This is a genomic window from Sinorhizobium chiapasense, assembly GCF_036488675.1.
Lineage (GTDB): Bacteria > Pseudomonadota > Alphaproteobacteria > Rhizobiales > Rhizobiaceae > Sinorhizobium > Sinorhizobium chiapasense.
The window spans coordinates 3,927,784-3,948,033 of record NZ_CP133148.1 but is presented as its reverse complement, the minus strand read 5'-3'; the positions used below and the strand labels follow the sequence as shown (position 1 = coordinate 3,948,033).

Sequence of the window (20,250 nt, the reverse complement as noted above, 5' to 3'; positions counted from 1 at the left end):
CACCGCTTGGTTATTTCAGATCACTGCTTCAAGGGAGCAGTGATCTAGCTCCTTGATTTGACGCAATTCCGGACGGAAAAAGCCGTGACACTTTTCCCGGAATTGCTCGAATAACAAGAGCGGGATGTGTCCGGAAAAGCCTTCCTGCTTTTCCTCATCCCGCTCGTTACAGGCAGTTTCTCATCAATTCATTCACTGTCAATTCCGCAAGGATGCGAAGAATTGTTTCCAAACTAGAAAAGATCAGAGCGGGATGAGGAAAAGTGTGCGCGGTTTTCCGCCCGCATCCCGCGTCTCTAGAATCGATCACGTTTATGATTTTGGGTCGATTCGACCTCAAATCATAAACGTGATCTAGAGCGCCGTGCGTTCAAGTGAACGCACGAAGGACGCTCTAACACTTTGATTCTAGAGCATCTTATCCGCTTTCAGTGATTCCACTTGAAAGCGGGATGCTCTAGTGATGCGCGATGCGTGGCCGGCCGCTGGCCGAGGCGATGAACCGCGCCTCGATCAACTTGCGGCCACCCTCGATCTCCGGCGCGTCGATCTCTTCCCACATCGTCGCCGCCGGTTCCTCGGCACCGTTCGCGCGCGCGGTTTCGAGCGCCATGGTCTGTGCGCGGTGGCGGGCGACGCCGAAAGCCTGCTCCTGATCGATAAAGCGTTCGCTCGCGCCGGCGCCGTTGACGATGAAGATGCCCTCTTCGGGCGTCGTCACGAATACGGTGACGGAGGCCCTGACCTGCCCGACCACCGCTCCGACGGCATTCGCCACGTCGGCCTCCGCCGGTATCGCCGCATCCGTAGCCAGCATGTCGGCGATAGCCGGGTAATAAACGGGCGCCGAGGCGCCAAGACCGACGAGGGGCCGGTCGAGCCCGATCGAAAAGCGGACGATGCCGGGTTCGCGCTTCAAAGCGCGATCGACAGCGAGCGACGTGGCGGGATCGATGGCGCCGGCGCCGTCCTCGCCCAGGCAGGCCTGCAGGATCACTTCCGAGGATTGCCGCGTCAACCGGTCGACGATCATCTGCGCCAGCCCTTCGGCGGAAGGGGCGATAGGCTGGCCCGAACCATCCTTCACGCGCGCGGCGATTTCAAGCCCGAGGCGGGCCGCCGCCGCGTTCCACTGCGCCTGTCTGCCGAGCACATGCATCGCATCAGACGGCGTGACGCCGCAGATATGCACCAGACCGCGCGCCACAAGGCGGTCGAGCGTCGCCTTCTGAGGGGTACTGAGCAGCACGTCCGCGAGTGCCACCGGCACCATGCCGATCCGATCGTAAAGCGCCTGTTCCTGCGGCTGAAGGCCGCTCGCGAGATGGTCGGGCAAACCGGTCCGGACGGCGAGGCGCCCGTCGTGACGGCCCGCATGCGTCGCGCGCAACTGCTTTTCGAGCACGGACAGCACGGCGTCGCCATGCAAGGCCGCCGCGAGGCTCAGCGGCAGGAACCGGCGCGGACCGAGATCGATCTTTGCTTTGAGGCCGCGATCGTTGATCCGCACTTCCGAATCGCCGCCGAGCCCATAGGTGCGCATGGCAACGGCCTCGACCATGGTGCGAAACCCGCCGACCACGGCTCCTTCGGCATCGAGCCTCGGACGACCCTTTTCAAGCACGGCGACGTCCGTCGTCGTGCCGCCGATATCCGAGACGACCGCGTTTTCGAGCCCGGTCAGATGCCGAGCACCGACAAGGCTCGCAGCCGGCCCGGAGAGGATCGTCTCGATCGGCCTCAGCCGCGCTTCGGCCGCCGAGATCAACGCGCCATCGCCGCGTACGACCATCATCGGAACGTGAATGCCGCGGACCTTGAGGAAATCCTCGCAGGAGCCGATCAGCCGGTCGATCATCGACACCAACCGGGCGTTGAGAAGTGTCGTCAGCGCGCGGCGTGGGCCGCCAAGCTTCGACGAAAGCTCATGGCTGCATGTTACCGGCAGGTGCGAGACCTCGCGGATGCGGTCGCGCACACGCTTTTCGTGCGCCGGATTGCGCACCGCGAAATAGCCGGCGATCGCGAAGGACGATACCTGGTCCGCGAGCGTCGGCAGCGCCTCGTCGAGCGCGCTCATGTCAAGCGGCGTCTCGCCGCCATGAACATTGTGCCCGCCGGGCAGAAAAAGCACGGGATCCGAGCCCAGTGCCTCGAGCAGGCCGTCGCGCTTCAAATCCTCCGGACCGAAGCCGATCATCACCAGGCCCGCTCTGCCGCCCTGCCCCTCGACGAGCGCGTTGGTGGCGAGCGTCGTCGACAGCGAGACGAGGCTGATCGCCGTGACCGGAACTTCCGCCTTTTCAAGAACGGCTTCCACCGCTCCGGCGATGCCGACCGCCAGATCATGGCGCGTGGTCAGCGCCTTGGCCTTGGCGATGACACCCGCCGCTTCGCTGAAAAGAACGGCGTCGGTATAGGTTCCGCCGGTGTCGATGCCGAGAAGAAGATGCGAGGTCAATTTCTGCTCATCCGATGCTAGGGGATGCGGGCGAAGCCCTGACGGGAGGGGATTGCCCGGTGATAGGACATATTTCCGGGAAAAACCATCGCGCGACAGCGACCATTGCGCGTCTGGGCGCGAAAGCGGTGCCCTCGGACGCGCTACCGCACGCGCACCGACACCGTCATCGGCAGGCCGCCTCTCGGCTGCGTGGTCAGCCTCTGCACCGGCCAGGGGTGAGTTTCCTCGGTCAGATCGAAGCGGAAACGGTGCATGAGCACGCCGAGCGCGATGACTGCCTCCTGCAAGGCGAAGGTCGCGCCGATGCAGACGCGCGGCCCCGCGCCGAAGGGCAGATACTGGAACCGGTTGATCTTCTCCCGATTCTCGGGGAGGAAGCGCTCCGGCATGAACGCGCGGGGTTTCTGCCAATAGAGCACGTGCCGATGGAGCGTCCACGGCATGATCAGCACCGTTATGCCTTTTTCGATACGGACGTACTCGCCTTCGGGCGAAGTCCACTCATCATCCTCGATTGCGGCGCGATTGATCGACGGCGCGGGCGGATAGAGCCTGAGCGCCTCCTCGAAAGCGGCAAGCACATGCGGCATGCGGCCGAGCCAGTCGACCGGATCCGCCCCGCTTGCCATCACCTCGTCGATTTCCCGCTCCATCACCTCGCGATAGGCGGGCGTATTGGCGATGCAGTAGAGGGTCCAGGCGAGCGCCCGCGCCGTCGTTTCATGACCGGCGCCGATGAAGGTCAGGATATTGTCCTCGATCTCGGACGTCGAAAGACCCTCGGGTCCTTCAAGCTGCAGTAGCAGTGTCAGGAAATCGTTCGGACCGCGCTCGGGCTCCTCGGCCATCCGCCGCCGGCGCTGCGCCATCGTGTCGGAAACGATCGACCGGAACCGGTTCAGGACCTTCTTGCCGCCGATGCGCGTGAGCCGCGGAACCCACGGCGGCGCCATCAGGAGATCCACGGGATCGACTCGGCCCATCCGGTGCAGCAACTCCTCGACATTGCCTGCAAAACCCTGCTTTTCGACCGCGATCTCGCCGGAAAAGAGGGTTTCGGCGAGGATCTCGAAGGTAAGCTCGGTCATGTCGACAGCGATATTCGTATCGAACGGCTGCGCAGCGGCCCGCTCGTATCGCTGAACGAACTCCTCTGAGACGCGGTGCATCTGGCCGGCAAAGCCCTTGGCGTGCCGCGGCGTGAAAACCGGCGCCATCGCCTTGCGGCACCGCTTCCAGATATCCCCCTCCGCCGTCAGCAGGCCGTCGCGAAGGATCGGGCGAAGGATTAACTGCCGGACTACCGCCATCTCGTAATTGCCGGCATTCTCCACGAGAACATGGCGGATGAGACCGGGATCGTTGACGATCAGGGTTCGCTGATTGATGAACTTCGTCTCGATCCAGGGCAGCGTGTAGGAGGGCTCGCCCCAGAGTTCGAGCGGATTGCGAAAGACCGTGCGGATGATTTGCAGCCGCGAGGGGATGCCGACGCGGGGTTCGGGCGCAGGCGGCTCGAAGGGTTCCGGTCGCGTGTCCATGATGGAGAGCCTTTCTCGATCGTCTACCGTTTCAATAATATACGGCGCAATCGAGGAAGATGCTTCACGTGAATCACGGAAGAACGGAAAGATAAGGACGGGACCCGGCGATCACGCTCAGAGCAGGCCTTCGAGTTCGGCGAGCTTGTCGTTGACGAGCCAGCCGTAGTAGTTTTCTTCCGGCCAATGGACCTCGCCGTCCTGGTTTTTCGCCGCGAGCGCGGCGGCGCGCTGGTCCGGATTGCCGACATTGTAGAGCGTCGCGGTCAGTCCCGGATTGCTGGCGATGTCCATGCCGGCGATCGAGCGATAGGCATCGATCGAATGGCGGATCGAGGCTGCCATGTATGCGAGCGAGACGTCCGGATCCATGATCGCCTCATAAACGCCAGCGGCATTGTTCTCATCCAGGCGCTCGTAGCCCGAAACGCGCGAAACCATGTCCGTCAGCATCAGAGCGGTCAATGGATTGATCTGGCCGAGGCCGAATGTCTGGCCGGCAAAAAAGGGCTGGAAGAAGACGGCGCTAAAGCGGTTGTCCGGGAAGGATTTGCCGCCGACCGAACGGCCGCGGAACTCGCTGTCCCAAATGCGCTCGCGGCAGCTCCAGAGCGAATAGGAGTTGTCCTCGCCGGCGCAGGCGGCAAATTGCGGCCGCGCGACGAACTCTGCGACGGACTCTCCGTCATGGCCGAACTCGAAGCTGTTACCAGCATAGGCCGCCGCCTTGACGTAGTAGGATTGCAGCCGGTCGTAGGCATCGACATTATAGGTGTGTTCACCGACGATCGCGCCGATCATGTGGATGGGCGCGATGCCATAGGCGGCGGCGACCGACTTGATCTTGCCGACGAGCTGCCGGTCGCTGGCAAGCAGATCACGCACCTTCTCGTATTTCGCGTCGAAGGAGGTGCGGCCTGCTTTCGTGCGGCGGACCGAGGCGCCCGGTATCTTCGGCTGCTCGACGTGGCGATTGCCCGCCGGAACCACGCTGATTTCCGCCGCGGCTCCCTGGCCGGCGGAGAGGCAAAGCGTGGCAATGACGAGCAAGCAGGCGGTGAGACGCACGATCTGTTCTTCCTATGAAACTCCGGGACCCGGTTATTCGAGCGCGCGGCCCCTACGGCAAGATCATGTCGGAATAATGCCCGGCCTTCGATCGATTTACCGATCGCTGTAGAAAAAATGAAGGCGCCTGTCGAGAGACAGGCGCCTCACAATTCAGCGATTGCCGGAACTTGCACTACTCCGGGGTGCACGAAGTTAAAGAATATAGCGCGACAGGTCGGTGTTGGCGGCGAGATCACCGACGTGCTTGCGGACATATTCCGCATCGATCATCACCGTCTGGCCGCCACGGTCCGGCGCGTTGAAGGAAACGTCGTCGAGGACGCGCTCCATCACCGTCTGCAGGCGGCGCGCGCCGATATTCTCGACATTGGTGTTGAGCTGGACGGCGACCTCGGCGAGTGCGTCGATCGCATCCTCGGTAAAATCGAGCTTGACTTCCTCCGTGTCGAGAAGCGCCTTGTACTGGCGGATGAGGCTCGCCTCGGTCTCCGTCAGGATACGGCGGAAATCCTCCTTGGTCAGTGCGCGCAGTTCGACGCGGATCGGCAGGCGGCCCTGCAATTCCGGCAGCAGATCAGATGGCTTGGAGACGTGGAAGGCGCCGGAGGCGATGAAGAGGATGTGGTCCGTCTTCACCGGTCCATACTTCGTCGCGACCGTCGTGCCTTCCACCAGCGGCAGCAGGTCCCGCTGGACGCCCTCGCGCGACACGCCGGCACCGATCCCGCCATCGCGCGCCGCGATCTTGTCGATCTCGTCGAGGAAGACGATGCCATCGTTCTCGGCCGCAGAGACCGCTTCGCGCTGGATCTGCTCGTTGTCGAGCAGCTTGTCGGACTCGTCGTTGATCAAGAGTTCATAGGAGGCCTTGACAGTCGTCTTGACCTTCTTCGTCCTGCCGCCGAGCGCCTTGCCGAACATTTCGGAAAGATTGAGGACGCCGATATTGGCGCCGGGCATGCCCGGAATCTCGAAGCCACCCGGAGCGCCGGTCTCGGCAACGTCGATCTCGATTTCCTTGTCGTCGAGCTCGTTGGCTCTCAATTTCTTGCGGAAGGAATCGCGCGTTGCGGGCGAGGCGGTTGCGCCAACCAGGGCGTCGAGCACACGCTCTTCGGCGTTCTGGTGGGCCTTCGCCTTGACGTCAGCGCGCTTCTTCTCCCGCACCAATGTGATGCCGACCTCGACGAGGTCGCGAACGATCTGCTCCACGTCACGGCCGACATAGCCGACCTCGGTGAACTTGGTCGCTTCGACCTTGACGAAGGGGGCGCCGGCGAGCTTCGCCAGCCGCCGGGAGATTTCCGTCTTGCCGACGCCCGTCGGGCCGATCATCAGGATATTCTTCGGCATGACTTCGTCGCGCAGATCGTCGTCAAGCTGCTGACGGCGCCAGCGGTTGCGCAAGGCAATGGCGACTGCGCGTTTCGCGTCCTTCTGGCCGATGATGTAGCGGTCGAGCTCCGACACGATTTCTCTGGGTGAAAAGTTGGTCATGAATTCCTCTCAAACTCCGTGCGCGTCAGCTCCATCAGGAGTGTCCGGCCGGACTCATCTATCCATTCGCCAAAGGGCACGAAGCCTGCCTTCGAATAGGCCCGGACCGCGCGGCGATTGCCGGCGTCGGGGTCGATCACGATACGGGCGGCGCCGTTTTCGAACAGTCTTCCGGCAAAGGCCTTGAGCGCCAGGGCGGCGATGCCTTTTCCGGTCATTTCGGGCGGTCCCACGAAGATATCCACGCCCGGCGTGTCGGACGGCAAGTCCTTCGCCCATGGCTCGTCATATTGCGACGGCGTCCAGGACTGGATGTATCCGGCGGGTTTCCCGTCGACATGAAAAATGAAGCCGTCTACCTCGCCGCTCGCGCAGCCATCGCGGATCGATTCCAGCTCCTTGTCCGGGTCGCCCCACCACTGCCGTACATGCGGCTCGGAAAGCCAACCATGAAGCATCGACAGGTGGCCGTCGGCTACGGACAGGAAACTGACATCGACCCCGTCATTCCGCATCCAGCGTCTCCACCACGAGATTGTGGTTGGTGTAGACGCAGATATCGCCAGCGATTTCGAGTGCGCGGCGGGCGATCTCTTCCGCCGACTTGTCGCTGTCCATCAGCGCACGCGCGGCCGCCAGGGCATAGTTTCCACCCGAGCCGATCGCGATGGTGCCGTGTTCGGGTTCGAGCACGTCGCCATTGCCGGTGATCGCCAGCGTTATGGATCTGTCGGCAACGAGCATCATCGCCTCGAGATTGCGCAGGTATTTGTTCGTGCGCCAGTCCTTCGCGAGTTCGACGGCGGCACGCATGAGCTGCTCGGGATATTGCTCGAGCTTGGCCTCGAGCCGTTCGAGCAGCGTGAAGGCATCCGCCGTCGCACCGGCGAAGCCGGCGATCACGTCACCCTTCGACAGGCGCCGGACCTTGCGGGCGTTGCTCTTCATGACGGTCTGGCCGAGACTGACCTGACCGTCGCCCGCCATCACCACCTTGCCACCCTTGCGCACCGTGATGATGGTGGTCGCATGCATCGTTCCGTAGGGATTGTGTTCGCTCATGAAGATACCTATCGGCCCTCGGGGCGTTGCGGCTCCGCTGCATGATCACTCAAATCGGAATGATTTGGGGGTAAATCATGCGGCGACTCTAGAGTGCTACAGCGGCTTTTGCGAGACGCGCCGCTGCAGGCGAGCCTGGTTGCTTGACGCCTATGTAAGTGCGCACCGCGCGATTGCAATTGGTCCTACCGTCTCCCGGCGATCTTCCTTCCCGCTGTCCCCGGTCGCTCGAATTTCCGTGACGGTTCTGGATATTTCGCGCCTCCCCTGATATGGAGCGGCTCTGGAGCGGTATGGGAAAAGTGTGACGTGCTTTTCCTTCCGCATCCAGCTCTGCATGTTTCCCTTAAACCCTAGCCGATTTGAGGATAAAAACATGCAGCAATTCAAAGTGCTACAGCGTCCTTTGCGCTGAAAAGACGCGCGGCGCTGTGGTTTGGTATCGATCCCGCTGATCTTGGGTTGTTTCAATGCGAAATCATCCGGATCGAGTGCGTACAGGAGAGCCTGATGGCAGAAAGCATGCCCAGCCGCAGCGGCCAAGTTTCCAGAAAGACAAATGAAACCGCCGTATCGGTCTCCGTCAACATCGATGGAACGGGAACGTCGAAGATCGCGACCGGAGTCGGCTTCTTCGACCATATGCTGGACCAGCTTTCGCGCCATTCGCTGATCGACATGGAGATCAAGGCGGACGGCGACCTGCATATCGACGACCACCACACGGTCGAGGACACCGGCATTGCGCTCGGCCAGGCGCTCGCCAAGGCGCTCGGCGATCGCCGCGGCATCACGCGCTACGCCTCGATCGACCTTGCCATGGACGAAACGATGACGCGAGCGGCCGTCGATGTTTCCGGCCGGCCCTTCCTCGTCTGGAACGTGACGTTCACCTCGCCGAAGATCGGCAGCTTCGACACGGAGCTGGTGCGTGAATTCTTCCAGGCGCTGGCCCAGCACGCCGGCATCACGCTCCATATCCAGAACATCTACGGCGCCAACAACCATCATATCGCCGAGACCTGTTTCAAGTCCGTCGCCCGCGTGCTCCGCGCCGCAACCGAAATCGATCCGCGCCAGGCCGGACGTGTACCCTCAACCAAGGGAACGCTCGCCTGAGCCGGCCAATACCCGGCTGAGACCCATGGCTTCTTATCTGATCATGACCCCGCCCGGCGCACCGGCCGATGACGAAAGGGCGCGGTTCATCGCGGACGGTTTTTCCTGGGCCGCCTTTTTCTTTCCCGCGCTCTGGCTGATGAGCAAGCGCTCATGGCTCCTTGGAATCCTGGTTGCCGTTCTGCAAATTCTGTTAATCCTCCTGTCCGTGGTTCCCGGCGCATTTGCCGCCTCGCTGTTCATGCAACTTGCGCTCAGCCTGCTGGTATCGCTCGAGGCACCGCTGCTGATCGCGCGAAATCTCAAGAAACGAGACTGGACGCTTCGCTCCATCGTTCCGGCGCGCGACCTGGAAACAGCGGAAGAGATCTATTTTTCCAACATATCGACGACGGCGGAACGCAGAACGGCAACTCCGTTGCCGTCGATCGAAAGGTCTGCGACGAAACAGGCTGAAAGCACCGCCGGCCTCGGCCTCTTTCAACCCTATGGAGAACGCTGATGCGGGTCGCCATCATTGACTACGGGTCGGGCAATCTGCGCTCGGCCACGAAAGCCTTCGAACGAGCGGCACGGGAAGCCGGCATCGCCGCCGAGATCGACCTGACCGACAAGCCGGAACGGGTGGCGTCCGCCGACCGCATTGTCTTGCCGGGCGTCGGCGCCTATGCCGATTGCCGCCGCGGCCTCGCCGCCGTCGCCGGCATGGAGGACGCTCTGACGCTGGCCGTTGAGAAGGACGCGCGCCCTTTTCTCGGGATCTGCGTCGGCATGCAGCTCATGTCGTCGCGCGGGCTCGAAAAGACGATCACGAAAGGCTTCGGGTGGATTCCGGGCGACGTCAAGGAAATGACGCCGGCGGATCCGTCGCTGAAGATTCCCCAGATCGGCTGGAACACGCTGAGGCTCAACCGGCCGCACGCGCTTTTTACGGGTATCCCGACGGGCGAAGGCGGGCTGCACGCCTATTTCGTGCACTCCTATCACCTCGCTGCCGAGAGTCCCGAGGACGTCATCGCGGAGGCGGACTACGGCGGGCCGGTGACCGCATTCGTCGCCCACGACAACAAGGCCGGCTCGCAGTTCCACCCGGAAAAGAGCCAGACGCTTGGCCTCGCCCTCATTTCGAATTTCCTGCGTTGGAAGCCTTGAGGCTGCCCGGCGTTCTTTCTTGATCGGAACACACATGATTCTCTTCCCCGCGATCGACCTCAAGGACGGCCAATGCGTGCGCCTGAAACTCGGCGACATGGAACAGGCGACCGTCTACAATCCCGATCCGGCCGCCCAGGCGCGGGCCTTCGAGGAGCAGGGTTTCGAATGGCTGCACGTCGTCGACCTGAACGGCGCCTTTGCCGGTGAGACGGTGAACGGCGCAGCGGTCGACGCGATCCTCAAGGCAACCCGGAATCCCGTGCAGCTCGGCGGCGGCATCCGCACGCTGGCGCATATCGAGAACTGGCTTTCGCGCGGGCTCGCGCGGGTCATTCTCGGCACGGTTGCCGTTCGCGATCCGGCGCTCGTCATCGAAGCCTGCCGCAAATTCCCCGGCAGGGTCGCCGTCGGCATCGACGCCAAGGGCGGCAAGGTAGCGGTCGAAGGTTGGGCCGAGGCCTCCGAACTCGGCGTCATCGAGCTGGCGAAGAAATTCGAGGGTGCCGGCGTCGCGGCGATCATCTATACCGATATCGATCGCGACGGCATCCTGACCGGCATCAACTGGGCATCGACGCTGGAGCTTGCCGACGCGGTGTCGATCCCGGTGATCGCCTCCGGCGGCCTCGCCTCGATGGACGATATTCGCCGCATGACCCAGCCGGATGCGCAAAAACTCGAGGGTGCGATCTCCGGTCGCGCGCTCTACGACGGCCGCATCGACCCGCAGGAAGCGCTGTCATTGATCCGGGCCGCGAGAAAAGGATGATCCGATGACCTTGAAAGCCCGCGTAATCCCCTGCCTGGACGTGAAAGACGGACGCGTCGTCAAGGGCGTCAATTTCGTCGACCTCATCGATGCGGGCGACCCGGTGGAAGCGGCGCGAGCCTATGATGCAGCCGGCGCCGACGAGCTCTGCTTCCTCGACATCACCGCGTCCTCCGACAACCGCGAAACGATCTTCGACGTCGTCGCCCGTACCGCCGAACAATGCTTCATGCCGCTGACCGTCGGGGGCGGCGTGCGGCAGGTGTCCGACATCCGCAAGCTGCTGCTCGCCGGCGCCGACAAGGTGTCGATCAACACGGCGGCGGTGAAGAATCCGGACTTCGTCGCGGAAGCCGCCGACAAGTTCGGCAACCAGTGCATCGTCGTCGCGATCGATGCCAAGAAGGTGTCGGCCGAGGGCGAGCCGAACCGCTGGGAGATCTTCACCCATGGCGGACGGGAGCGGACAGGCATCGACGCGGTCGAATTCGCCCGGAAGGTGGTCGATCTCGGCGCCGGCGAAATTCTGCTGACGTCCATGGACCGCGACGGCACAAAAAGCGGCTACGACATTGCCCTGACGCGGGCGATTGCCGATGCGGTGCGGGCGCCCGTCATCGCGTCGGGCGGCGTCGGGACGCTCGACCACATGGTCGAGGGCGTGCGCGACGGCCACGCGACGGCGGTGCTCGCAGCGTCGATCTTCCATTTCGGTACTTACAGCATCGGCGAGGCGAAGCGCTATATGGCAAAGCACGGCATCGCCATGCGGCTCGACTGACGCTTGAAGGATTTCATGATGACCGATTTCACTCTTTCCGATCTCGAAAACATCGTGGCCGTGCGGGCAAAGGTGGCGCCAGACGAATCCTGGACCGCCAAGCTCGTCGCAGCCGGCCAGCGCAAGGCGGCCAAGAAGCTCGGCGAGGAGGCGGTTGAAACCGTCATCGCGGCGATCAGCGACGATCGCAAGAATCTGGTCGATGAGAGTGCCGACCTCCTCTATCATCTTATGGTCGTATTGAACATCGCCGCCGTCCCGTTGCAGGATGTGATGGACGAACTTGCCAGGCGGACCAGCCAGTCCGGCCTGCAGGAGAAGGCAAACCGACAAAACCCGTGACGCAAAATCCATGACTATCGCCGCGAAAGACATCGACTCCGGGGATCTTCCGGGTAACCTCCAGGGCGGGGACTACTCGCCTTACCACGTGTTCTCGGCCGAGGAATGGTCGCGCTTTCGCGCCGACACGCCGTTGACGCTGACGGCCGATGAGGTGCAACGGCTGCGCTCGCTCAACGACCCAGTCGACCTTGGCGAGGTACGCCGCATCTATCTGTCGCTGTCGCGGCTGCTCTCCGCCCATGTCGAGGCTTCGCAGATCCTGTTCCAGCAGCGCAAGCGCTTTCTCAGCATGTCCGACGAAACGAAGACGCCTTTCGTCATCGGCATCGCCGGTTCGGTCGCCGTCGGCAAATCCACGACGGCGCGCATTCTGGCCGAGCTCCTGGCGCGGTGGCCCTCGAGCCCGAAGGTCGACCTGATCACAACCGACGGCTTCCTCTACCCGAACGCGATCCTGCAGCGGGAAAACATGATGGATCGCAAGGGTTTTCCCGAGAGCTACGACATCGGCGCGCTCTTGCGCTTCCTCTCGGCGATCAAGGCGGGTCAGCCGAACGTCAAGGCGCCTACCTATTCGCACCTGACCTATGACGTCATCCCGGACCGGTTCCAGACCATCGACCGGCCGGACATCCTGATCTTCGAGGGAATCAATGTGTTGCAGTCGCGCAATCTGCCGGCCGACGGCAAGATCGTGCCGATGGTGTCGGATTTCTTCGATTTCTCGATCTATATCGATGCCGAGGAAAGTCTCATTCACAGCTGGTACGTGAGCCGCTTCATGCGGCTGCGCGAAACGGCCTTCAAGAGCCCGCAGTCCTTCTTCCATCGCTATGCGACGATCAGCGAGGATGCGGCGCGCGCCATCGCCGAGGGGCTCTGGCACAATATCAACCTCAAGAACCTGCACCAGAACATCCTGCCGACGCGGCCACGCGCCGATCTGATCCTGCAGAAGGGCCCGAACCACCTGACGGAGACGGTCGCACTCAGGAAGCTTTGAAGAGGTTATGCAAGGGCCCCTCATCCGGCCTGCCGGCCACCTTCTCCCCCATGGGGGAGAAGGGACTCGCGGCCCAGCGTCGTGACAAGTCCCCTCTCCCCGCCTGCGGGGAGAGGGTTAGGGTGAGGGGCAGCCGCACTGCGAGGTCACCGTTACGCAACCTCTGAAGGACCTCAGACGTTTACCCGCCGCAAGGTGAGGTTCAGGCGGCCGCCGTTCTTCAGCAGCGTAGAGGTGTTCGGATAAATGCGGTCGACGCCGTGGAAGGCGAGCCTGCTTTCGCCGCCGAGCACGACGATATCGCCGCTCGCAAGCTTGAACGAGATGGTCTGTCCGCCGCGTTCCCGGCCACCGACACGAAAGAGGCAGGTATCGCCGAGCGAGATCGAAACGACAGCCGTCTCGAGATCTCGCTCGTCCCTGTCCTGATGCAGACCCATGCGCGCGTCTGCGGAATAGAAGTTGACGAGGCAGGCTTCCGGTTCCTTGTCGCTCGCCGAAACCGCGTGCCAGATATCGGTGAGTAGCGTCGGCATTGCCGGCCAGGGTCTTCCCGTCAGCGGGTGCTCCGCCTGATAGCGGTAGCCACGTTCGCAATCGGTCACCCAGCCGAGCGGACCGCAATTGGTCATGCGCACCGACATCGGCTTTCCGCTCTTCGGCATTTCCGGCACGAAGAGCGGCGCTTCCGCCACGACCAGACGGATGGCCTCGACCAGCTCCTGCTGGCGGGAGCGGTCAAGGAACCCCGGAATGTGTCTTATCCCTTTCGGCAGCACCTGCATCGCGTGTGTCCCGTCATCCGCTGCGATCAACGGGCGAATCGTTGCAATTTGCGGATGAACATGCAGCAATTCAAGATGCTGCAGCGGCGTTGCGCATCTGAAGGGGCGCGCAACGCTGTAAGTCATCAAGCCCGATGTCGCCCGCGATATAGTCTTCGCGGGACTTGGTCGCCACCCGAAAATACCGTCGTTCAGCCGGCGTCCAGATCCGGAATGCGCAAGACCTGCCCCGGATAGATCTTGTCGGGGTCTTTCAGCATCGGCTTGTTCGCTTCGAAGATCAGCGTGTGTTTGGCACCCTTGCCCTTGCCGTACTGCGCCTCGGCAATCTTCCAGAGATTATCGCCCTTCTTGACGGTGTAGAAGACGGGTGCCTTGGCAGGCGCGGGCGCGGCGCCGGCGTCTGCGACCTTGAGATCGGACGCTTCGACCGCCGATACGCCGAGCGTGTTGCCGACCGCCACGACCGCCTTTTCGAAGGTCGATTGATCCTTCACGACGCCCTTGAGGACAACCTTGTCGTCCACGACTTCGACCTCTACGTCCTTGGTGCCGAGGTCATGCGAGGCGAGTTCCTTCTGGACACTGTCGGCATCCGGCGGCGCGTCGTCACCACCGATCCCGAGCTTCTTGCCGGCGTTCTTGATAAAGCTGAACAAACCCATGGTTGCCTCCTCTTTCGCAGATGCCCTCGATAAAAGAGGGCGGCACCGGCGAAAGTTCAAGGGAGCGGCCGAAAGATTCGCTTGGCCGGTAAAACACGGGCGCGGCTTCCTTCGCAGGCTCGCGGTCCGGATTCCCTCACTCGCCGCCGGGCCGGCCGCGAAGCTTCTTGATTTCGGCGCGGCCGGACTTTTCCTTCAACCGTCGCTCGATTGAACTGCGGGTCGGCTTCGTTTTCTTGCGCGGCGGTGGCGGTGGCTCGGCCGCCTTCAGGATCAGTTCCTTCAGCCGCTCGCGGGCATCCTCGCGATTGCGCTCCTGGCTGCGAAAGCGATTGGCCTCGATCATCAGCACGCCGTCCTTGGAGACACGGCGGCCCGCAAGCCGCAATGCGTTCGCCTTGACGCGGTCCGGCAGCGATGGCGACGCCTGGATGTCGAAGAAGAGCTGGACGGCCGTCGACACCTTGTTGACGTTCTGTCCGCCCGGCCCGCCGGCCAGCACGAACTGCTCCGTCAATTCCCAGCCGGCAATGACGATGCGGTCGTTGATGTAAAGCGGATCGCTGGCCATGTTTGCTCCGTTTCAACCGTCCTGATGCCGCGGGCAGGCGGAGGCGGTTGCCCGTTCCCTCTTTACAGCGGCGTGCGTCTTTTCAGACGCACAAAGGTCGCTGATCCTTAGATCGGTTCTGATTTAAGGAACCATGCAGTAACTCATCAGAATCGATCACGTTCACGATTTTGGATCGAATCAATCCGAAAATCACCGTGACCCATCGTGAAGCATTTGAAAACAATCAGGATAAAACGCGAAAACCCGGCCCTTTCGGGCCGGGTTTCACGTGAATCATAGCCAGCAATCTTTATTCGGCGGCGACCTTCGCTCCGGGAGCGGCGTCGCGCACGCTGCCATCGACGTGGCGTTCGAACTTGGCGAAGTTGGCGATGAACATGTCGATCAGGCGGCGCGCTTGCGCATCATAGGCAACGCCGTCCGCCCATGTCGACCGCGGGTCAAGGATGCCATCGTTGACGCCCGGCACCGACACCGGCACAGCGAAGCCGAAATTCGCGTCGGCGCGGAATTGTGCACCGTTGAGCGAGCCGTCGAGTGCTGCCGAGAGCAGCGCACGCGTCACCTTGATCGGCATGCGGTTTCCGGTGCCGTAGGCGCCGCCGGTCCAGCCGGTGTTGACCAGCCAGCAGGTAACGCCGTTCTTGGCAATGAGGTCCTTCAGCAGGTTGCCGTATTCGGACGGATGGCGCGGCATGAACGGAGCGCCGAAGCAGGTCGAGAACGTCGCCTCCGGTTCGGTCACGCCCTTTTCCGTTCCGGCGACCTTGGCCGTGTAGCCGGACAGGAAGTGATACATCGCCTGTTCCGGTGTCAGCCTGGCGATCGGCGGCATGACGCCGAAGGCATCCGCCGTCAGCATGATGACGGTGCGCGGCTGCGGCGCCGTTCCGGTTTCGCTGGCATTCGGAATGAAGTTGAGCGGATAGGCGCAACGGGTGTTTTCCGTCAGCGAACCGTCGTCGAAGTCGGGCACGCGGCGCTCATCGAGCACGACGTTCTCCATAACGGTACCGAAGCGCCGGGTGGTCGCGTAAATCTCCGGCTCGGCCGAGGCCGAAAGCTTGATCGCCTTGGCGTAGCAACCGCCTTCGAAATTGAAGACGCCGTCTTCGCCCCATCCGTGCTCGTCATCGCCGATGAGCGTGCGGGCGGGGTCAGCCGAAAGCGTGGTCTTGCCGGTGCCGGACAGACCGAAGAAGATGGCCGTGTCGCCAGCGGGCCCCACATTGGCCGAGCAATGCATCGGCATGACGGCCTTTTTCGGCAGGAGATAGTTGAGCACCGTGAAGACCGATTTCTTCATTTCGCCGGCATAGGAGGTGCCGCCGATCAGGACGAGGCCGTTCGTCAGGTCGCAGGCGATCACCGTCTCGTTGCGGCAACCGTGGCGCTCCGGATCCGCCCTGAAGCTCGGCAGGTCGATGATCGTCAGCTTCGGCTCGAAGCCCGCGAGCGCTTCACGCGCCGGACGGATCAAGAGATTGCGGATGAACAGCGAGTGCCAGGCGAGCTCGGTGACGACGCGCGTCGGCAGGGCATGCGCCGGATCGGCGCCACCGATGAGGTCCTGCACGTAAAGCGACTTGCCCTTGGCATGAGCAAGCATGTCCTGGCGCAGGCGTTCGAAGTTTTCGGGCGAGATCGCGTTGTTGTTGTCCCACCAGATCTGGTCAGCGGTCGCCGCGTCGCGGACGACGAATTTGTCCTTGGGGGAGCGGCCCGTGTGCTGGCCGGTCCGTGCGCAGAGCGCGCCGTGCGCCGTCAACTGCGCCTCACCCCGGCGAAGGGCGTCCTCGTAAAGCTCCGCTGCCTCGAGGTTGTAGCGGACGAAAGCCAGGTCCGAAAAGCCGATTGTTTCCAGTCCGTTCGAGGGATTGCGGGTGCCGAGTTGCTCCATGGTCAAGCTTCCTTTGTCATTGGCCATTGGTGGTGAATTTCGTTGGAACATACCGGCAAGGTCGGGCGAAGACAAGGCATCGATTCCTAAAACAGTAATGATATCAGTATATTAATCGATTTAAAGAAAAATATGCAATTTTTAATCGGTTGAATTCGGCTTCTACGAGACACATTTGTCGGCCAGTCCCGAGACGATTGGCAGGCGGCGCTTTTATGCTTCGCCACAATTTGTTCCACCTTTATACTCAAGTAACGCCGGTGAATCGCGGTTGCCGCGATTCTTGAAGTGGGTCTGACCAACGGACCTCAAGAGACGGAGTTGAATACGATGCAGACCATCGCGCTTGTCGATGACGACCGCAATATCCTGACGTCCGTGTCCATCGCGCTTGAAGCCGAGGGCTACAAGGTCGAAACCTACACTGACGGTGCATCGGCGCTCGAAGGCCTGCTGGCGCGTCCGCCGCAGCTCGCGATCTTCGACATCAAGATGCCGCGTATGGACGGCATGGAGCTGTTGCGCCGCCTCAGGCAGAAGTCCGACCTGCCGGTGATTTTCCTGACCTCCAAGGACGAGGAAATCGACGAACTCTTCGGCCTCAAGATGGGTGCCGACGATTTCATCACCAAGCCCTTCTCCCAGCGCCTGCTGGTCGAGCGCGTCAAGGCGATCCTGCGTCGCGCGCCGAATCGCGACCTCGCCGCGGTCGGCGCCATCGGCACGGCGAAGGCTTCCGACGCACCGTCCCGTTCGCTGGAACGCGGCCAGCTCGTGATGGATCAAGAGCGCCACACCTGCACCTGGAAGAATGAATCGGTCACGCTTACCGTCACCGAATTTCTGATCCTGCACTCGCTGGCGCAGCGTCCGGGCGTGGTGAAGAGCCGTGACGCATTGATGGATGCCGCCTATGATGAGCAAGTCTATGTGGATGACCGCACGATCGACAGCCACATCAAACGGCTTCGCAAGAAATTCAAGATGGTCGACAACGATTTCGACATGATCGAAACGCTCTACGGCGTCGGCTATCGTTTTCGCGAGACGGCCTGACGGCCGCGGTTCCACGCTTGTCATCGCGGCGATTGTGGATCATGCAGAAGTGGCGTAACGGCGACGCGGGAGTGGCAGGCCGCATCCACGGGACACGAGCCGGGCCGGCGAACAGGCGAGGACCAGGCGGATGCAATCTGCCGATGCTAAGGAAAAGAAGGCGACGGAATTTTCGTCGTGGGAGCAGGAGACTTGGTAGAAGTCTTGCAGGGCGATCTCGAGGATATCGAAGGGCGGGCATCGGCGCGCAGCCAGCGCCGGTGGGCGCATCCCTTCACCCTGATCCGCCGCCTGTTCGGCAATGCCGTCTTTTCGAGCCTCACCCGCCGCATCGTCTTCTTCAACCTCGTCGCGCTCGTGGTGCTCGTGGGCGGCATCATGTATCTCAACCAGTTCCGCGAGGGGCTGATCGACGCCCGGGTGGAAAGCCTCCTCACCCAGGGCGAGATCATCGCCGGGGCCATTTCCGCCTCCGCCTCGGTCGATACCAACTCGATCACCATCGATCCGGAAAAACTGCTCGAACTCCAGGCCGGTGAAAGCATCACACCGCTGCCGAGCGACGAGGACCTCGAATTCCCGATCATCCAGGAGCGTGTCGCGCCTGTCCTGAGGCGCCTGATTTCGCCGACGCGGACCCGTGCCCGCCTCTTCGACGCCGATGCCGATCTCCTGCTCGACTCCCGCCACCTCTATAGCGGCGGCCAGGTGCTGCGCTTCGACCTGCCGCCGGTCGACCCGGAAACGACCGGCATCGCCGACAAGCTCAGCATGTGGCTCAACCGGCTGCTGCAGCCGGGCGACCTGCCGCTCTACAAGGAGCCGCCGGGCGGCAACGGTTCGATCTACCCGGAGGTCATGAACGCGCTGACCGGCGTGCGCGGAGCCGTCGTCCGGGTGACGGAGAAGGGCGAGCTCATCGTTTCGGTCGCGGTGCCGGTGCAGCGTTTTCGCGCCGTGCTCGGCGTGCTCCTGCTTTCGACGCAGGCGGGCGACATCGACAAGATCGTCCATGCCGAACGCCTCGCGATCATCCGCGTCTTCGGCGTTGCCGCCCTCGTCAACGTCATCCTGTCACTGCTTCTGTCGTCGACGATCGCCAATCCGCTGAGGCGGCTGTCGGCAGCCGCGATCCGCGTGCGCCGCGGCGGCGCGAAGGAACGCGAGGAAATCCCGGACTTCTCCTCGCGCCAGGACGAAATCGGCAACCTCTCCGTGGCGCTCCGGGAAATGACGACGGCGCTCTACGACCGCATCGCGGCGATCGAAAACTTCGCCGCCGACGTCAGCCATGAGCTCAAGAACCCGCTGACCTCGCTGCGCAGCGCCGTCGAGACCCTGCCGCTCGCGCGCAACGAGGACTCCAAGAAGCGGCTGCTCGACGTCATCCAGCACGACGTGCGCCGCCTCGACCGGCTTATCAGCGATATTTCCGACGCCTCGCGCCTCGATGCCGAACTGGCGCGCAGCGATGCCAAGAAGATCGACCTTGAGAAGCTGCTTGGCGATCTCATCGATATTTCCCGACAGATCCGCAGCAAGAAGAAGCCGGTGCTGCTCGATTTCGTCATCGACCGCAAGGACAATCCGCGCGCGAGCTTTGTCGTCAGCGGCTACGAGTTGCGCATCGGCCAGATCATCACGAACCTCATCGAAAACGCTCGCTCCTTCGTTCCCGAGCAGAATGGCCGCATCATCATCCGCCTGACCCGGTCGCGCTCCCGCTGCATCGTCTATGTCGAGGACAATGGCCCAGGCATCCAGGCCGAAGACATCGATCGGATTTTCGAACGTTTCTATACCGACCGGCCGGAGGGCGAGGACTTCGGTCAGAATTCCGGCCTCGGCCTTTCGATTTCGCGCCAGATCGCCGAAGCGCATGGCGGCACGTTGAAGGCGGAAAACATCGTCGGCCAGGGCGGGCACATAACCGGCGCTCGCTTCATCCTCTCGCTGCCCGCCGAGCCGCACCAGTGACCGCACCGGTTTGCAATATCCACGCAACGGCGATCGTTCTCGGCACGACCGGATTTCTGATTACCGGCCCTTCCGGCTCGGGCAAGTCGGCGCTGGCGCTTTCCTGCATCTCCGAGGCGAGGCGCCGTGGACGCTTCGCGGCACTCGTCGCCGATGACCGGGTCGATCTCAGCCTTGAGAACGACCGGATCATCGCCCAGTGCCCCCAATCCATTCGCGGCCTGATCGAGATCCGTGGCGGCGGCATTGTCGCCGTCGAAACGGTTTCCGCCTGCGTTCTCGACTGGGCGATCATGCCGGTCAGACCGTCCCGCGACGCGCGTCTGCCGCCCGAGAACGAAGCGTTGCAGCTAGAAATTGGGCGAAGTCTGCCGCTCCTGCGCGTTCCCGTTGAAAACCCCGTTTCGCCTCTCGATGCACTGCACGCGCTGCTACCCAAAAATTTAGCACTTTAGCCTTATTCGAGGGCACAAGGGCTGCTTTTTC

General features: G+C 62.4%; 20 protein-coding genes. 10 read left to right on the top strand and 10 right to left on the bottom strand.

The genetic code is table 11. The annotated features are described in order from the left end of the window. Positions 1-457 precede the first annotated feature (457 nt). The 6 genes from RB548_RS18760 to hslV all read right to left on the bottom strand — a co-directional run bounded on the left by RB548_RS18760 (position 458) and on the right by hslV (position 7,635). Positions 458-2,461 carry a hydantoinase/oxoprolinase family protein gene (locus tag RB548_RS18760; protein ID WP_331372719.1) on the bottom strand — a complete coding sequence of 668 codons (2,004 nt, stop codon included), beginning with the start codon at positions 2,459-2,461 and terminating at the stop codon, positions 458-460. A gap of 143 nt (positions 2,462-2,604) precedes the next feature. Further along, entirely contained in the window at positions 2,605-4,005 is a 1,401-nt protein-coding gene (locus tag RB548_RS18755) for a cytochrome P450 (RefSeq protein ID WP_331372718.1), read from the bottom strand. Between the two features lie 117 nt (positions 4,006-4,122). Further along, positions 4,123-5,073: a DUF1402 family protein gene (locus RB548_RS18750; RefSeq protein ID WP_331372717.1), complete on the bottom strand. Its 951-nt coding sequence runs from the start codon at positions 5,071-5,073 to the stop codon at positions 4,123-4,125. A gap of 195 nt (positions 5,074-5,268) precedes the next feature. Next, positions 5,269-6,573, bottom strand: a complete 1,305-nt coding sequence (hslU, locus tag RB548_RS18745; RefSeq protein ID WP_331372716.1) for an ATP-dependent protease ATPase subunit HslU — start codon at positions 6,571-6,573, stop codon at positions 5,269-5,271. Further along, positions 6,570-7,088, bottom strand: coding sequence for a GNAT family N-acetyltransferase (locus RB548_RS18740; RefSeq protein ID WP_331372715.1), 519 nt, complete (start codon positions 7,086-7,088; stop codon positions 6,570-6,572). The genes hslU and RB548_RS18740 overlap by 4 nt, the downstream gene beginning before the upstream one ends. Continuing rightward, positions 7,078-7,635, bottom strand: a complete 558-nt coding sequence (gene hslV, locus RB548_RS18735; RefSeq protein ID WP_331372714.1) for an ATP-dependent protease subunit HslV — start codon at positions 7,633-7,635, stop codon at positions 7,078-7,080. Before hslV ends, RB548_RS18740 begins: the two co-directional genes overlap by 11 nt. A gap of 510 nt (positions 7,636-8,145) precedes the next feature. Here hslV and hisB point away from each other — a divergent pair. Genes hisB through coaA form a run of 7 tightly spaced genes read left to right on the top strand, consistent with a single transcriptional unit; the run spans position 8,146 to position 12,807 of the window. Beyond that, a complete protein-coding gene (gene hisB, locus RB548_RS18730; protein WP_331372713.1) occupies positions 8,146-8,754 on the top strand; it encodes an imidazoleglycerol-phosphate dehydratase HisB in 609 nt (202 codons plus the stop codon). 25 nt (positions 8,755-8,779) lie between these two features. After that, complete coding sequence (locus RB548_RS18725; protein WP_331372712.1) at positions 8,780-9,256, top strand: DUF2628 domain-containing protein; 477 nt, start codon at positions 8,780-8,782, stop codon at positions 9,254-9,256. Then, entirely contained in the window at positions 9,256-9,906 is a 651-nt protein-coding gene (hisH, locus tag RB548_RS18720) for an imidazole glycerol phosphate synthase subunit HisH (RefSeq protein WP_331372711.1), read from the top strand. Before RB548_RS18725 ends, hisH begins: the two co-directional genes overlap by 1 nt. Before the next feature lie 34 nt (positions 9,907-9,940). Next, positions 9,941-10,678 (top strand): 1-(5-phosphoribosyl)-5-[(5-phosphoribosylamino)methylideneamino]imidazole-4-carboxamide isomerase, encoded by a 738-nt coding sequence (gene hisA, locus RB548_RS18715; protein ID WP_331372710.1) that lies wholly within the window; start codon positions 9,941-9,943, stop codon positions 10,676-10,678. A gap of 4 nt (positions 10,679-10,682) precedes the next feature. Further along, entirely contained in the window at positions 10,683-11,459 is a 777-nt protein-coding gene (hisF, locus tag RB548_RS18710; protein WP_331372709.1) for an imidazole glycerol phosphate synthase subunit HisF, read from the top strand. Positions 11,460-11,477: 18 nt separating this feature from the next. Further along, positions 11,478-11,801, top strand: a complete 324-nt coding sequence (locus tag RB548_RS18705) for a phosphoribosyl-ATP diphosphatase (protein ID WP_331372708.1) — start codon at positions 11,478-11,480, stop codon at positions 11,799-11,801. 10 nt (positions 11,802-11,811) lie between these two features. Beyond that, positions 11,812-12,807: a type I pantothenate kinase gene (gene coaA, locus RB548_RS18700; protein ID WP_331372707.1), complete on the top strand. Its 996-nt coding sequence runs from the start codon at positions 11,812-11,814 to the stop codon at positions 12,805-12,807. 173 nt (positions 12,808-12,980) lie between these two features. Here coaA and RB548_RS18695 read toward each other — a convergent pair whose 3' ends face one another. The 4 genes from RB548_RS18695 to RB548_RS18680 all read right to left on the bottom strand — a co-directional run bounded on the left by RB548_RS18695 (position 12,981) and on the right by RB548_RS18680 (position 16,731). Next, positions 12,981-13,592 carry an alpha-ketoglutarate-dependent dioxygenase AlkB gene (locus tag RB548_RS18695; RefSeq protein WP_331375012.1) on the bottom strand — a complete coding sequence of 204 codons (612 nt, stop codon included), beginning with the start codon at positions 13,590-13,592 and terminating at the stop codon, positions 12,981-12,983. Positions 13,593-13,783: 191 nt separating this feature from the next. After that, positions 13,784-14,257 carry a peptidoglycan-binding protein LysM gene (gene lysM, locus RB548_RS18690; protein ID WP_331372706.1) on the bottom strand — a complete coding sequence of 158 codons (474 nt, stop codon included), beginning with the start codon at positions 14,255-14,257 and terminating at the stop codon, positions 13,784-13,786. Between the two features lie 136 nt (positions 14,258-14,393). Beyond that, positions 14,394-14,828 carry an alternative ribosome rescue aminoacyl-tRNA hydrolase ArfB gene (gene arfB, locus RB548_RS18685; RefSeq protein ID WP_331372705.1) on the bottom strand — a complete coding sequence of 145 codons (435 nt, stop codon included), beginning with the start codon at positions 14,826-14,828 and terminating at the stop codon, positions 14,394-14,396. A 292-nt stretch (positions 14,829-15,120) separates the two neighbouring features. After that, positions 15,121-16,731 (bottom strand): phosphoenolpyruvate carboxykinase, encoded by a 1,611-nt coding sequence (locus tag RB548_RS18680; RefSeq protein WP_331372704.1) that lies wholly within the window; start codon positions 16,729-16,731, stop codon positions 15,121-15,123. A 330-nt stretch (positions 16,732-17,061) separates the two neighbouring features. Here RB548_RS18680 and chvI point away from each other — a divergent pair, with 330 nt between their 5' ends. The 3 genes from chvI (at position 17,062) to RB548_RS18665 (ending at position 20,219) form a co-directional block, all read left to right on the top strand. After that, the gene (chvI, locus tag RB548_RS18675; protein WP_153440567.1) at positions 17,062-17,787 is read left to right on the top strand and encodes a two-component system response regulator ChvI; all 726 of its coding nucleotides are present in this window, start codon (positions 17,062-17,064) and stop codon (positions 17,785-17,787) included. Between the two features lie 192 nt (positions 17,788-17,979). Then, a complete protein-coding gene (gene chvG / locus RB548_RS18670) occupies positions 17,980-19,764 on the top strand; it encodes a two-component system sensor histidine kinase ChvG (RefSeq protein ID WP_331372703.1) in 1,785 nt (594 codons plus the stop codon). Continuing rightward, a complete protein-coding gene (locus RB548_RS18665; RefSeq protein ID WP_331372702.1) occupies positions 19,761-20,219 on the top strand; it encodes an HPr kinase/phosphorylase in 459 nt (152 codons plus the stop codon). The genes chvG and RB548_RS18665 overlap by 4 nt, the downstream gene beginning before the upstream one ends. Positions 20,220-20,250 lie beyond the last annotated feature (31 nt).